This is a genomic window from Plantactinospora sp. A48 (assembly GCF_055793945.1).
On record NZ_JBTIXF010000104.1, the window covers coordinates 1 to 13,598 of the forward strand.

At 73.4% G+C, this 13,598-nt stretch carries 14 protein-coding genes and 3 tRNA genes; 3 read left to right on the plus strand and 14 right to left on the minus strand.

Annotation, left to right across the window (positions count from 1 at the left end):
• From ACXN5W_RS29475 to ACXN5W_RS29515, 9 genes are all read right to left on the minus strand, one after another.
• The coding region (locus ACXN5W_RS29475) for a hypothetical protein (protein ID WP_473161655.1) at nt 1-258 on the minus strand (258 nt) is incomplete at its 3' end.
• Nucleotides 259-305: 47 nt separating this feature from the next.
• Nucleotides 306-379: transfer RNA gene (locus ACXN5W_RS29480), tRNA-Phe, on the minus strand.
• Nucleotides 380-479: 100 nt separating this feature from the next.
• A tRNA-Asp gene (locus ACXN5W_RS29485) sits at nt 480-556 on the minus strand.
• Nucleotides 557-586: 30 nt separating this feature from the next.
• Nucleotides 587-659, minus strand: a tRNA-Glu gene (locus ACXN5W_RS29490).
• A gap of 163 nt (nt 660-822) precedes the next feature.
• The gene (locus ACXN5W_RS29495) at nt 823-1,668 is read right to left on the minus strand and encodes a polysaccharide deacetylase family protein (RefSeq protein ID WP_473161656.1); all 846 of its coding nucleotides are present in this window, start codon (nt 1,666-1,668) and stop codon (nt 823-825) included.
• A gap of 185 nt (nt 1,669-1,853) precedes the next feature.
• Entirely contained in the window at nt 1,854-2,801 is a 948-nt protein-coding gene (locus tag ACXN5W_RS29500; protein ID WP_473161657.1) for a MerR family transcriptional regulator, read from the minus strand.
• A complete protein-coding gene (gene idi, locus ACXN5W_RS29505; protein ID WP_473161658.1) occupies nt 2,791-3,456 on the minus strand; it encodes an isopentenyl-diphosphate Delta-isomerase in 666 nt (221 codons plus the stop codon). Before idi ends, ACXN5W_RS29500 begins: the two co-directional genes overlap by 11 nt.
• A complete protein-coding gene (gene crtI, locus ACXN5W_RS29510; protein WP_473161659.1) occupies nt 3,453-4,934 on the minus strand; it encodes a phytoene desaturase family protein in 1,482 nt (493 codons plus the stop codon). The genes idi and crtI overlap by 4 nt, the downstream gene beginning before the upstream one ends.
• Nucleotides 4,935-4,961: 27 nt before the next feature.
• Nucleotides 4,962-6,203 carry a polyprenyl synthetase family protein gene (locus tag ACXN5W_RS29515; RefSeq protein ID WP_473161660.1) on the minus strand — a complete coding sequence of 414 codons (1,242 nt, stop codon included), beginning with the start codon at nt 6,201-6,203 and terminating at the stop codon, nt 4,962-4,964.
• 115 nt (nt 6,204-6,318) lie between these two features.
• Between ACXN5W_RS29515 and ACXN5W_RS29520 the strand changes: the two genes are divergently transcribed.
• Both ACXN5W_RS29520 and ACXN5W_RS29525 read left to right on the plus strand, forming a co-directional pair.
• Nucleotides 6,319-7,254 (plus strand): phytoene/squalene synthase family protein, encoded by a 936-nt coding sequence (locus ACXN5W_RS29520; RefSeq protein ID WP_473161661.1) that lies wholly within the window; start codon nt 6,319-6,321, stop codon nt 7,252-7,254.
• A 122-nt stretch (nt 7,255-7,376) separates the two neighbouring features.
• Nucleotides 7,377-8,738: a dihydrolipoyl dehydrogenase family protein gene (locus ACXN5W_RS29525; protein ID WP_473161662.1), complete on the plus strand. Its 1,362-nt coding sequence runs from the start codon at nt 7,377-7,379 to the stop codon at nt 8,736-8,738.
• A gap of 50 nt (nt 8,739-8,788) precedes the next feature.
• Here ACXN5W_RS29525 and ACXN5W_RS29530 read toward each other — a convergent pair whose 3' ends face one another.
• Complete coding sequence (locus ACXN5W_RS29530; protein ID WP_473161663.1) at nt 8,789-9,550, minus strand: crotonase/enoyl-CoA hydratase family protein; 762 nt, start codon at nt 9,548-9,550, stop codon at nt 8,789-8,791.
• A gap of 65 nt (nt 9,551-9,615) precedes the next feature.
• Here ACXN5W_RS29530 and ACXN5W_RS29535 point away from each other — a divergent pair, with 65 nt between their 5' ends.
• Nucleotides 9,616-10,467: a Rieske (2Fe-2S) protein gene (locus ACXN5W_RS29535; protein ID WP_473161664.1), complete on the plus strand. Its 852-nt coding sequence runs from the start codon at nt 9,616-9,618 to the stop codon at nt 10,465-10,467.
• Between the two features lie 22 nt (nt 10,468-10,489).
• Here ACXN5W_RS29535 and ACXN5W_RS29540 read toward each other — a convergent pair whose 3' ends face one another.
• From ACXN5W_RS29540 to ACXN5W_RS29555, 4 genes are all read right to left on the minus strand, one after another.
• Entirely contained in the window at nt 10,490-11,887 is a 1,398-nt protein-coding gene (locus ACXN5W_RS29540) for a LysM peptidoglycan-binding domain-containing protein (protein WP_473161665.1), read from the minus strand.
• A gap of 14 nt (nt 11,888-11,901) precedes the next feature.
• Complete coding sequence (locus tag ACXN5W_RS29545; RefSeq protein ID WP_473161666.1) at nt 11,902-12,279, minus strand: hypothetical protein; 378 nt, start codon at nt 12,277-12,279, stop codon at nt 11,902-11,904.
• Between the two features lie 77 nt (nt 12,280-12,356).
• A complete protein-coding gene (locus tag ACXN5W_RS29550) occupies nt 12,357-13,055 on the minus strand; it encodes a TadE/TadG family type IV pilus assembly protein (RefSeq protein ID WP_473161667.1) in 699 nt (232 codons plus the stop codon).
• Nucleotide 13,056: 1 nt separating this feature from the next.
• A complete protein-coding gene (locus tag ACXN5W_RS29555) occupies nt 13,057-13,395 on the minus strand; it encodes a pilus assembly protein (RefSeq protein WP_473161668.1) in 339 nt (112 codons plus the stop codon).
• Between the last annotated feature and the right edge of the window lie 203 nt (nt 13,396-13,598).

A 13,598-nucleotide genomic window follows, 5' to 3' on the forward strand; every position in this document is an offset into this window, starting at 1 on the left:
GGCCGGTTTCCACAGTTTGTGGGTGTTTTTTTCCCCTGTTTTTTTCTCCTTTTTTGTTTGGTTGTGTTTGTCTCGTGCCCGCCCCGGCTTTTTTTCCTCTCTCCCCCCCGTCGATCCAAGCCGGAACCGCCGACACCCGGCGAGTCGCACGCCGATCACCCGTGATCCCGAACCTGACGGCGGATCCGCTCGAATGGCAGGACGACCGAAGCCCGCTTGGACGTCGATATTCATGATCGGGAAAAGCAAGATCCCCACCGACGTTTCCGCTGGTGGGGATCTGTCTAGCCCGGCGAAAGGCTATGTGGCCAGGGGCGGGGTCGAACCGCCGACCTTCCGATTTTCAGTCGGACGCTCGTACCAACTGAGCTACCTGGCCGGGTTGCTCGGGTCATGTTACCTGGCCGGCGATGGACTCACCGGACGGGTAACCGTCCCGAAACGCAGAACGCCGCGCGAACTCGCGCGGCGGTCGGCGCTGGCGGTCCTGACGGGACTTGAACCCGCGACCTCCGCCTTGACAGGGCGGCGAGCACTCCAACTGCTCCACAGGACCTTGCTGACCGGCTAGGCCGGGTGTTACACGTGCCCCCAACGGGATTCGAACCCGTGCTACCGCCTTGAAAGGGCGGCGTCCTGGGCCGCTAGACGATGAGGGCGGCCCCGCCATCATTGCACAAGACAACTCAAGCGGCTGTGCTCCCATCCGGCCCCGCCGGAGGCTTCGAAAGCATACGTGATGCCTCGGCGCTGCTCCAAACCGGTATCCCGCCCCGCCCTGTCGGGGGTGGAAACCACCACAGGACGGGGCGAAACTCCCGGTCACCGCAGCTGGACGATCCCGAACCGCTTCTTCAGCCAGGGGATCACCCGAGGGCAGGCGGCCACGGTTTCGCTGCGGTCGCCGCCACCATCGTGCATGAGCACGATCCCGCCGGCCCGGGCCCGGTGCTCGACCCCGCTCACGATCGCCGAGGTGCCGGGGCTGGACCAGTCCCGCGGGTCGACCGACCAGTGCAGCGGGGTCATCCCAAGCTCCTCCAGGACCCCCATCTCGGGCATGGTCCACTCGCCACCCGGCTGCCGGAAGTACTTGATCGGCGCCCCGGGCGCCGCCTTGTGGATCACGTCATTGGTCCGGGTCAGGTCGGCCCGGATGGCCGCCGGTGACTTGCTGCCGAGCCGCAGGTCGTGCGACCAACTGTGGTTGCAGAGCGTGTGCCCCTCACGAACGATCCGGGCGACCAGGTCGGGATACTGCCGGGCCTTGACGCCGATCAGGCAGAACGTGGCCTTGACGCCGACCGAGCGCAGGTAGTCGAGCACCCGGGGGGTCCACTTCGGGTGCGGGCCGTCATCGAAGGTGAGCGCGACCGCGCGTACTCCGGTGCTCCGGCGGCTGGCGCGGATGGCCGCGAGGTCCGGGCCGCCGGGCTTGGGCTTGCCGGCCTTGCCGGGCGGGTGGGCCGGCGGCCGGGCCGGCTTGCCCGACGGCGATGGTTTGCCCGCCCCCGGCTTCCCGCTGGGAGAGGAGTCGCCCGGCCGGTCCGACTGGCCCCCCGCGACCGAGCGTGTCGCGTCGCGCGGGTTGGGCGCCTGGTCTCCGCCGCAGGCGCCGGAGAGCAGGACCAGGGCCAGGATCAGCGCGACCGGTGCGCGGGTATGCATTACAAACTCCCGAGGTTGCGGAAAGGTCGGGCGGAACGGACGTTAGCGCACTATCGCGAATCCGTCTCCCTTCACCGCTGCCCGCCCGCTCCGGTTCGGCCCGACGCGACCTTTGGGGCATCGAGCAGCGTGAGAGTTAACAGGGGACCCCTCCGCTACCGGAAGCGATAACAGGGGGCCCTTCCTTACAGCTCGCGTACCGCCACGATGAGGCTCACGGCCTGCGCGAGGTCGGCCGGGCGGATCACGCCGGCCGGCAGCGATTCGGTCCGCCAGCCGGGGCCGGCGGCCAGCAGCAGGAGCGGCCGGTGCGGGCTGACGAGCACGGCCTCGAGCTGCGCCGGGTCCGCGGTGGCGCGGGCGTGCGACCAGACGGCCACGGCCGCTGGCCCGGTCCGGGCCACCGCCTTGACCAGCGTCGCCGGCGGTACGCGGGCGCCCAGCAGCCGGCAGGGCACACCGGTCTCGGCCAGCGCCGCGGCGAGGGCCTCCAGCGGCAGGCTGTGCTGCTCCTCGTCGGCACAGGCCAGCAGGACCCGGGGTGGACCGCCGGTGGCACCGGGCCGCGGCACCGCCGACAGCGCCTCCGAGACGCAGCGGCTCAACAGGTGCTCGACCTCGATCAGTCCCTCGCCAGCCAGGTGCCGGATGCCGATCCCGACCAGAACCGGCCGCACCAACCGGTCCCAGGTCTCGACCACACCCAGCAGGCTGATCGAGCGGTCGATCGTCGCACGCATGCCCGCCTGGTCGAGCCGGATGGCGGCCCCGGCCAGAGCCTGAGCCGCCGGACCCGCCCGGCCGACCGGGACCTCGGCCGGCGTGCCGGTGCCGCCGCGCGCGCCGCCGCGCCGCCGGGCCGGCGTCGGTCCGCCCGCCCGCGCGCCATCCCGCTCGTACGGGTCCGGCACCCGCCGGGCCCACCGGGCGGCCTCGGCCGGGCCCACCCCGTCGGCGGTGAGCCGGCGCATGATCTCCAGCCGGGCCAGGTCCTCGGCGGTGTAGCGCCGATGGTGCCCCGGGACGTGCTGGCTGGGGCCCAGGCCGTACCGCTGGTGCCAGGTGCGGAGTGTGGTGACGGCCACCCCGAGACGGCGGGCCACCGCTCCCGCGCTCAGCGCCTCATCGGCCACCCGGCCACTCCGCCACCTCGCCTGGCCGGACCGCGTCGGCGGCCGGCCCGGGATCCGGTGTTCCGGCCGACCCAGGTCCGGGTGGTGCGGCGGGCGGTGCCGACAGTCCCACACCCGGCCCCGTCGGTCGGATCAGCCGGTCCAGCACACCACCCAGCCAGGGGGCGTACCGGCCGGGCGCCACCAGCAGCTCCGCCGCCGTTTCGGCCGGGTCGGACCAGCGTAGTTCGGCCACCTCGGCGGGGTCGGGGCGCAGTTCGGCACCGGCCGGAAGGCTGCCCCGCAACACGTGGTCGTACTCGAACTCGACCCGGCCGCTGACGGGGTCGGTGGCCCGGTACAGGTGGACGCCGCACTCGGCCAGCGCGACCGGTGAGATCCCCAGTTCCTCACCGAGTCGCCGGTTGGCCGCCTCGACCAGCGGCTCCTCCGGCCCCGGATGCCCGCAGCACGAGTTGGCCCAGCGCAGCGGGAAGCGGGTCTTGGTCGCCGCGCGCCGCTGCAACAGCACCCGGCCGGCGTCGTCGGTCAGGAACACCGAGAAGGCCCGGTGCAGTCGCCCCGGGGGCTCGTGTGCCGCGCGGACAGTGGTCTCACCCACCGGCTGACCATACTCGTCGACAAGTTCGACCAGATGCTCCTCCCGGCCGCTCACCGGGTGACCCCGGTGACCCGGTTCGCGGCCAGCTTGCCGGAGATGAGCACCATCGGCACGCCGACGCCGGGCTGCGTACCGGATCCCACGAACACTACATTGGACAGTGTCCGGTGCAGGTTCCCGGGGCGGAAGGGGCCGGTCTGGAAGAGACTGTGCGCCGCCGCGAACGGGGTGCCGGCGGCCATCCCGGCATCGGCCCAGTCGGCCGGGGTGACCGTACGCAGCACCTCGATCCCGGCGCCGAAGCCGAGGTACCCGCGCTGTTCCAGGGTGCGGATCAGCTCGTCCGCGTACCTGCGGTCCAGCCCACCCCGCCAGTCCAGGTCGGCGCGGTCGAGGTTGGGCACCGGCGCCAGCACGTAGTAGGTCTGCCGGTCGGCCGGCGCCATCGAGGGGTCGGTCCGGCTCGGATTGGTGACCAGCAGGGACGGGTCCGACATCAGCCGCCCCTGGTCGATGACCTCGGTGAAGGTCCGCTTCCACGGTCGGCCGAAGTGGATGTTGTGGTGTGCGATCCGCGAGTACGCCTGGCGCGAGCCGACGTGCAGCACCACGCACGAGGGCGAGTACGTCATCCGGCGGGTACGGGCCGGGGGGAGCAGATCCCGGTACGCCACCGGCAGGTCGGGGTTGAGCACCACCACGTCGGCCGCGATCCGCTCCCCGTCCGCGGTCAACACCCCGGTGGCCCGGTCGCCAGCCGTCTCCACCCGGGTGACGGTGGTGCTGTAGCGGATCTGCACGCCATGCTTCTCGGCGGCGCCCGCCAGTGCCCGGGACATCGCGTGGATCCCACCGCGCGGGAAGCAGACTCCGGCGACCGAGTCGAGATAGGCGATCACCGCGTAGATGGCCAACGCGTCGTGCGGGGCCAGGCCCGCGTACATGGCCTGGAACGAGAAGATCCGCCGGGTCCGGGGATCCCGGAAGAACTGGTCGATCTTGGTTTGCAGCCGGCGGAAGGCACCCGCGGTAAGCAGTCGGAGCAGGTTGGCGGTCAGCAGGTCGGTCGGGGCGTCCAGGTTGCGGTCGATGAAGTCCGACCGTTCCAGTCGCCACAGCTCGCGGGCGAAGTCGACGAACCGCAGATATCCGTCGGCCTCCCTCGGCCCGCAGACCCGGCTGATCTCCCCGGCCATCCGTACCGGGTCGGTGATCACGTCCAGCGTGGAGCCGTCCGGGTAGTACGCCCGGTACGCCGGATCCAGCGGGGTCAGGTCGAGCCAGTCGGTCAGTTCCTCCCCGACGGCGCCCAGGGCCTCGGCGATCAGTTCCGGCATGGTGAGCACCGTGGGTCCGGTGTCGAACTCGTACCCGTCGACCGACAGCCGGCCGGCCCGACCACCCGGCACCGGTTCCCGTTCCAGGATCGTCACCTGCCGCCCGCTGCCGGCCAGGTGCAGGGCACAGGCCAGGCCGCCGAGCCCGGCACCGACCACCACCACCCGATCCGTACGTCCGGTCACCGTCCGCACGCCGCTCACCTCCTTCGATCTGCTTGGTCAGGCCAGCCGCTGGGTCGCGGAGACGGCCAGTTCGCCGAGCGTGTGCCGGGCGGTGGGGTCGACGGGTGAATGCTCCAGCGCCCGCAGCGCCTCGGTCACCCGGTCGGCGATCAACTCCTCGATCCGCTGGACGGCGCCGGTGGCGCGGACCACCTCGGCCAACTCGCGCACCGATCCGGCGTCCGGCGCGCCGGGCCAACCGGCGTTGGACGAGCCCGGCCAACCGGCGTCCAGCGCGATCCGCTGGGCCGGGTCGGCCAGCTCCCGGGCCAGCATCAGCAGCGCGGTCGGCTTACCCCGGGCCAGGTCGTCGCCGGCGGGCTTACCGGTGGTGCCGGGGTCGCCGTAGACGCCCAGCAGGTCGTCGCGGAGCTGGAACGCCTCGCCCACGGCCAGGCCGTACCGGTGGTACGCGGAGGCGAGCGGGCTGCCCCGGCGCAGGTCGCCGAGCGCGCCGCCGAACAGCAGGGGACGTTGCACGGTGTACGAGGCGGTCTTGTAGCGCGCGACCCGCAGCGCCCGGTCGACCGTCCAGGACCGGGCGGTGGTCTCGCCGAGGACGTCGAGGTACTGCCCGGCGACGGTCTCGATCCGCATCTGGTCGTAGCAGCGGCGGGCCTCCATGATCGTCCCGGCCGGCAGGCTGGTGTGCCCCAGCAGCCGGTCGGCCCAGATCAGGCACAGGTCGCCCACCAGCACGGCGGCGGCCTCGCCGAAGCGGTCCCCGTCGCCGGTGCGGCCGGCTGCGGCGTGCTGCGCGGCGAGGGTCCGGTGCGCGGTGGGTTGGCCCCGGCGGGTCGCCGAGGCGTCCATGACGTCGTCGTGGACCAGGGCGAACGCGTGCAGCAGCTCCAGTGCGGCCAGCGCCGGCAGCACCGGACCGATCGGCTCGGACATGCCGACGACGCCCCGCCAACCCCAGTACGCGAACGTCGGTCGGATCCGTTTGCCGCCGGACAGCACCGACTCCCGGGCGGTCCGCCCGAACTCGGCGACGGCCGGGTCGATGTCGGCCAGCGCCCCGATCTCGCCCTCCAGGAACGCGGCGAGGGTCGCCTCGACGGCATCGCGGATGTCGGGCGGATTTCCGGTGTCCCGGGCCGTCCGACCGGCGCGTCGGCGCGCGGTGCGGGCCGGTTCGGCGGGTACGGGAACGCGGATTTCGCGCTGCTCGGAGCGGTCGCCGGGCGCAGACCGGGCCGCGGGAGGTGCGTTATCCGCTACGGCATCGTTGGCCACGAGGCTGAGCGTACCCTAGGCTTGAATACTGCGTCGATTGGTGCGTCGATTTCGCGCTCGGATCCGCGATCGGCCAACCGGCAGGAGGGGAGCCCTGGTGGACGGAGAAGGTCCCATGGACACGGATCTCACCGCGGCCTACGAACGCTGCCGTGAGCTGCACAGACGTCACGGTCGTAGCTACTATCTCGCGACCCGGCTGCTGCCGGGGTGGAAACGACGACATGTCCACGCCCTGTACGGCTTCACCCGGTACGCCGACGAGATCGTGGACCGCACCGACGAGCTGTCCCCGGCCGACCGGGCCGCCCAGCTGACCGCCTGGTCCGAACGGTTCCTCGCCGGCCTGCACGGCGAGCCGGTCGACGACCCGCTGCTGCCCGCCGTGCTGCACACCATCGCCGTCTTCGACCTGGACCGGGCCGACTTCTCCGCCTTCCTCCGCAGCATGGCGATGGACCTGACGGTCGCCTCATACCCCGGTTACGACGACGTACTCGACTACATGGAGGGTTCGGCCGCCGTCATCGGCACGATGATGCTGCCGATCCTCGGCAGCACCGACCCGGTCGCCGCCCGGGAGCCCGCCCGGCAACTCGGCTTCGCCTTCCAGCTCACCAACTTCCTCCGGGACGTCGCCGAGGATCTCGACCGCGGCCGGACGTACCTGCCGGACGAGGACCTGGCCAAGTTCGGCGTCACCCGGGACGACCTGGCCGAGGCCGCCCAACGGCGCTCGGCCTCGCCCCGGATCAGGGAACTCATCGAGTACGAGGTGACCCGCGCACAGGCGCACTACGCCGCCGCGGCACCCGGAATCGTGCTGCTGGAACCCGCCTCGCAGGCGTGCATGCGCACCGCGTACGCGCTGTACGGCGGCATCCTCGACGAGATCGCCGCGGCCGGCTTCGACGTGTTCGCCCGCCGGGCCGTGGTGCCCAACCGGCGCCGGCTGGCCGTCGCCACCCGAGCCCTCCTCACCCCCGCCGGCACCCCCGTCACCGTCCCCGGCCCCCGGAAAGGAAGGGCACCTTCTTATCGCTTTTTGTAGAGGAAGGGCCCCCGCTTAACCCCGCGTGCCGCGTGCCGCGCGTCGGGCGTTGCGCTCGGCGCTGCGGCTCGGGATGGGTGGACGGGCTGGCCGGTGGCGATCATCTGCGAGATGCTGACCGGGTGACGGAAACGCGGGTTGACGTGGTCGTGCTCGGGTTGGGTGTCGGCGGCGAGGAGGCGGCCGGTCGGCTCGCCGAGGCGGGGCTCACGGTCGTCGGCGTCGAGGATCGGCTGGTGGGCGGGGAGTGCCCGTACTGGGGCTGCATCCCGAGCAAGATGATGATCCGGGCCGCCAACGCGCTGGCCGAGGGCCGCCGGGTGAACGGCCTGGCCGGTTCGGCGCAGGTGCGGCCGGACTGGGCGCCGGTGGCCGAGCGGATCCGCGCGGAGGCCACCGACAACTGGAACGACGAGGTCGCCGTCCGCCGGTTCACCGACCAGGGTGGCCGGTTCGTCCGGGGCCGCGGCGTGCTGGCCGGCCCCGGCCGGGTCCGGGTCGGCGACGAGGTGTACGTGGCGGAGCGCGCCATCGTGATCGGCACCGGCACGGCACCCTCGGTCCCACCGATCGACGGGCTCGCCGGCACGCCGTACTGGACCAACCGCGAAATCATCGAGTGCGCCGAACTGCCGGAGTCGCTCGTCGTGCTCGGTGGCGGTGCCATCGGGCTGGAACTGGCCCAGGTGTTCGCCCGGTTCGGCGTACGGGTGCGGATCGTCGAGGCGTACGAGCGGGTGCTGCCGATCGAGGAGCCCGAGGCTTCGGAGGTGGTCGCCGACGCGCTGCGGGCCGACGGGGTGGAGATCGTCACCGGCGCGAAGGCCGAGCGGGTCAGCCACGACGAGGACGGCTTCGCCGTACACCTCGAAGGCGGCGCCACCGTGCGCGGCGAGCGGCTGCTGGTGGCCACCGGCCGGCACACCGGACTGGCCGACCTCGGCCTGGACAGCGTCGGCCTCGACCCGCACCAGCGCTACCTGGTGCCCGACGAGCGGATGCGGGTCGGCGACGGCATCTGGGCGGTCGGCGACGTGACCGGACAGGGCGCGTTCACGCACATCGCCATGTACCAGGCCGGGATCGCGGTCCGGGACATCCTGGGTCGGGGCGGACCGGGCGCGGACTACCGCGCGCTGTCCCGGGTCACCTTCACCGACCCGGAGATCGGCGCCGTGGGGCTGACCGAGCGGCAGGCCCGGGAGCAGGGCCTGGCCGTCAAGGTGTCGTTCAGTCCGCTGGCCGAGTCGACCCGGGGCTGGATCCACCATGCCGGCAACGCGGGCTTCATCAAACTGGTGGTGGATGCCGACCGGGGGATCCTGGTGGGCGCCACCTCGGCCGGGCCGGCCGGCGGCGAGGTGCTCGGTTGGCTGAGCGTGGCCGTACACGCGGCGGTGCCGGTCGAGACGCTGCGGCACATGATCTTCGCGTACCCGACCTTCCACCGCGCCATCGGGGACGCCCTGCACCGCCTGGAATGACCGCCCGCACCACCGGCCACCGGCCACCGGCGGTGGCGGTTTTCGAGGGCTCAGCCGGGCGCGCCGTGTCGGCCGGCGCCGGATGTGAACCGGGCCGCCCCGGCCGCCGCGTCGGCGGCCAGCGACGCCATGCCGTAACCGAACTCGGTGGCCAGCGCCGCGTCCTCGGGCCGGCCGGCGGCGGCCAGCGTCGACAGCCGGTCATTGCGCAGGCAGGCCTGCGGGAACCCGGCGAGCTGGGCGGCCAACTCCTCGGCCATCGTCCGCGCGCCACCCGGCGGCGCGAGCCGGTTGACCAGACCCATCTCGTACGCCTCGGGCGCCGCCACCGGCCTGCCGGTGAGAATCAGGTCCATGGCCCGGCTCTCGCCGATCAACCGGGGCAGCCGGACCGTGCCACCGTCGATCAGCGGTACGCCCCACCGCCGGCAGAACACCCCGAGCACCGCGTCGGTCTCGGCCACCCGCAGATCGCACCAGAGCGCCAGTTCCAGGCCGCCGGCCACGGCGTACCCGCTGATCGAGGCGATCACCGGTTTGCTGAGTGTCATCCGGGTCGGGCCCATCGGACCGTCGCCGGTCGGCTCCACGCGATTGCCGCTCGGCGTACCCATGGCCTTCAGGTCGGCGCCCGCGCAGAACGTGCCGCCGGCGCCGTGCAGCACCGCGACGGCGGCCGTCTCGTCCGACTCGAACGCCCGGAAGGCGTCGGCGAGCGCTCGCGCGGTGGGCCCGTCGACCGCGTTGCGCCGTTCGGGCCGGTCGAGGATCACCGTGGTCACCGGACCGGCCCGCTCCACCCGCACACCCATCGCCCGAGTGTAGGGAGGGGCGGGTGGTCCGGTTTGAGGGTCGGTAGGCGGGGAATCCCCGCAGGATGCGTGAGGTGCTGACGAAGCTCGAACAGGCGTCCGGGCTCGACGAGGTAGGGGACCGGGTCCAGCGCTCGGCCTGGTCGGTGTTGCGGTCCCGGCGCATCCGGGACCTCCTGCACGGCGTCTGGCTGGGCCATCCGCTGCATCCGGTGCTGGTGCAGGTCCCGGTGGGTGCCTGGACCAGCGCCGCCATCCTGGACCTGATGCCGGGCCAGCGACGAGCCGCGACCACGCTGGTCGGGGTGGGCACCGCCGCCGCCCTGCCGGCGGCCCTGGCCGGCTGGAACGACTGGGCGGACCTGTCCCGGGAGCAACGCCGGGTCGGTCTGGTACACGCGACGGCCAACCTCATCGGGGTGTCGCTGTACGCCGGTTCGCTCGCCGCCCGGCTGACCGGTCGGCACGGTACCGGCCGGTTCCTGAGCTATCTGGGGTTCGCCGCCGCCGGCGGTGGCGCCTATCTCGGTGGCCACCTCGCCTACAAGCAGGCCGCGCAGGTCAACCACGGCGTCACCGAGATGCACCGGCTGCCCGAGGACTGGCGGCCGGTGGCCGATCTCGACCAGATCCCGGAGTCGTCCCTGGTCAAGCGCACGGTGGAGGATGTCGATCTGCTGGTCTACCGCGACGGCTCCGACGTCACGGTGCTGCTGGAGCGCTGTGCCCACCTCAGTGGACCGCTCAGCGAGGGCGAGGTGACCAAGGTGGACGGCCACGCCTGCGTGGTGTGCCCGTGGCACGGCAGCACGTTCCGGCTCGACAACGGCGAGGTGGTACACGGACCGGCGGCGACCGACCAGCAGACGCTGCCGTCCCGTGTCGTGGACGGGGTCCTGGAGGCCAGACTGCCCTGACCGGCCACCAGGGAACGGCCGGTCAGCTCCGGAACCGGCGGTGCCGTCCCACCTCCGCCGCCGATCCGCCGCCCGGCGCGCGGCGCAGCCCCAGCATGGCGCCGATCTGCGCCCCCACCAGCGCCGCGACCGTCAGGACGGCCGACACCGCGAGCGGCCGGTTCAGCGTACTGAGCTGGTCGGCGCGGGCGGCCCCGGCGGACAGCGCGGGCGCGTCGCCCAGTCCACCGGCGCCGCCGGGTCCGGGGGACTCGGCCGGCGGTGCGGCGGGTGCCCGCCGCGCGGGGGCCGGCGGCGCCGCCTGGGTACGTCCCGGCTGGGTGCGTTCACCCGCCGGTCGGACCAGCCGGCCGGTGGCGTGGGCGCGGGGACCATGGTCGACCGCGTCCCTGGGCAGCCGAAGCACCTGACCGGCGTTGATCCGATTCGGGTCACGTAGCCCGTTGAGCCGGGAGATCTCCGGGTACCGACGGAAGTCACCCAGATAACGTTCCGCGACCCGGCCCAGGTAGTCGCCGTGGGCGACCCGGTACTGCGGCGCGTTCGACGCGGAATGCGGGCCGTGCTCCACACCGGCCCGGCCGCTGGACCCGGCCGGCGGCGTCGTCCGGGCGTCCGTACGTGGTCTCGATCCGCTGGCGGCGGCCGGTGGGGTGGTCCGGGCCTTGGTACGTGGCCCCGGCGCGCTGGCGGTGGCCGGCGGGGTGATCCGGGCTTCGGTGTGTGGTCTCGATCCGCTGGCGACGGTCGGTGGGTTGGCCGCGGCGGCCGGGGTGCCCCGGAGCACCCCCGGGCGCGGTCCGGTCCGGGTGCCCGGAATCGAGGTCCCGGCGGTGGCACCGGCGCCTTCGGACGCCGAGAAGCCCCGATCGCCGTCGAGCGGCAAACCGCGGTCACCGCCGAGCGGCAAGCCCCGGTCACCGTCGAGTGGACGCCCGGGGGCGGGTGAGGCACCGCCGCCGGGATGGGCGGTCGCCGTCGCCGCTGGTGGCGCCGCCACCGCCGGTGGCGCCGCCACGGCGGCGGCCATCGCCGCGGCCGGACTGGCGGCCAGGATCAGCGCGACCGAGCCGACCAGCGCCGCGGCCGCGCGCTGCTGCCGACCCATCCCCGGAAGCCGGGGCGCGGGGCGGCGCAGCAGCCGGGCCGGCAGCTCCACCAGGACGGACAGCGCGAAGGTGGCCCAGCCGGCCCAGCCGAGCAGCGCCAGCGCCCGCAGGAAGAGCTGCCCGTCGTCCCGGCTGGTGAGAGTGGTGCCCAGCTCGGTGAGCGTGGGAACGTGGTCCGGCAGCGGGTTGCCGGCGAAGGCCAGCAGGGCGATCGGCGCGCCGCCCAGGAGAGCGACGAGGACCACCAACGCGCCGAGTCCGGTCAGAACCTGTCCGGTCCGCCGCTTGGCGGACGTCCCCGATACGACCATGGCTGCGTTCCCTCCTAGGGCGCATCCTGGAGCTCGGCGGTGGCCGTGGCGGTCACCGTGATCCGGCTCCATCCAAAGAAGCTGAGCATGACGGGCTGGTAGTCGAGTTCGACGTGCGTGGTGATCTGCCGGGCGCCCGGTGCCGGCTGGTCCGCGGAGCCCCGGGCGCCGGCCGCCGCGATGTACGACTCGGCCTCCCGCCTGGCCCGGGACGGGTCGAGCACCTTCCGGTCGCCGTTGATCGCCGATCCCTCGTCGATCGCCTGACCGCCGGTGCGGGCCGCCTCGGCGGCGATGCTGCGGGCCCGGTGCAGCGCGAAGAGTTGCCCGGCGCCGTCCACCGAGAGCCCGATGACCATGAACACCGCGAGCAGGGCGATCGCGAGGAACACGCTGACCCGGCCGCCGTCGCGCGTTGACGGTGTTGGCCGGGATGACCGCCCGGGGGCGGGAGCGGTGGTCGGGCCCATCACACGCCACCGCCGCTCGGATCCGGGCCGGCGGATCCGGCGTACGACGGCGGGCCGAGCGCCCGGCCCCGGAAGCGGTCGATGGGTGAGACGAAGCTGCGTTCGATCGTCGCGCCACCCGGAACCCCGGGCATCCACAGATCGGAGTACGAGACATGGCAGCGCACGGTCGCCACCACGAACACCAGCTCACCGATCCGGTCCGGGTCGAAGGCGTAGCCGAGGGAAACCTTTGTACCGCCGGGTAGTTTTCCGGTGAGGGTGACCGACGCCGCCGGATCGCAGTTCAGCCCCTGTTCGCGGAGGACCTGTTCGACGCGGTCCCGACCGGCGGTCGTGGCCTGGTTCTCGGTCCGCGAGATGGACGCGGCGCGGGCCGCGTCGTGCGCCGCCGAGTCGACCACGCTGCGTGCGACGGCGGCCCGCCCGGCCGCGACGGCCAGCCCGAGCAGCATGATCAGCACCGGCGCGAGGATGGCCACCTCGACCGTGACGGAACCCCGCTCCGCCAGACGGCCCGCCCGCGACCGTGCGCCCGCCCGCGACCGTGCGCCAGCCCGCGACCCTGCGCCAGCCCGCGACCCTGCGCCGGCTCCACGCCCTGCGCCGGCCCCACGCCCTGACCTGGCGCGGCTCCCTGACCTTGCCCACATCCCCGGGCTGGTCCACCATCCTCGGCTGGTCCGCCTCCGCGACATCTCAGCCTCCGGTCACTCGCTCGACGGGACCCCGGGCGGTCTGCTCGACGGTGATGTCGATGCCCGGCAGCAGTTGCAGGACCCGGCCGCGCACCCGGACCGTGACCTCGTCGTTCGTCTTGTCCACGTGCGCGCTGCCCGAGGTGAGCCAGCCCGGTGCCTGGTCCACGTAGTCGAGCGCCACCTGCTCGCCCCCGGCCGCGGACTTGCCGTCCAGGGTCCGGGTCTGTTCCACGGCCTCCTGGGCGGCGGTGAACGCCACCGTCCGGGCCAGGAAATAGGCCGCCGCCTGGATCGAGATGATCAGCAGGATGAGGATCGTCGGCAGCAGGATCGCCAACTCGACCGGGGTGGCGCCCCGGTCTCGCGAGGGCCCGTCGCCCGGAGACGGTTCCCGGCACCAGCCCGCGCCGGGGGGGGGGGGGGGGGGGGGGGGGGGGGGGGGGGGGGGGGGGGGGGGGGGGGGGGGGGGGGGGGGGGGGGGGGGGGGGGGGGGGGGGGGGGGGGGAGGGGGGGGGGGTGTCCAGGCGGGTAGCGGGTATT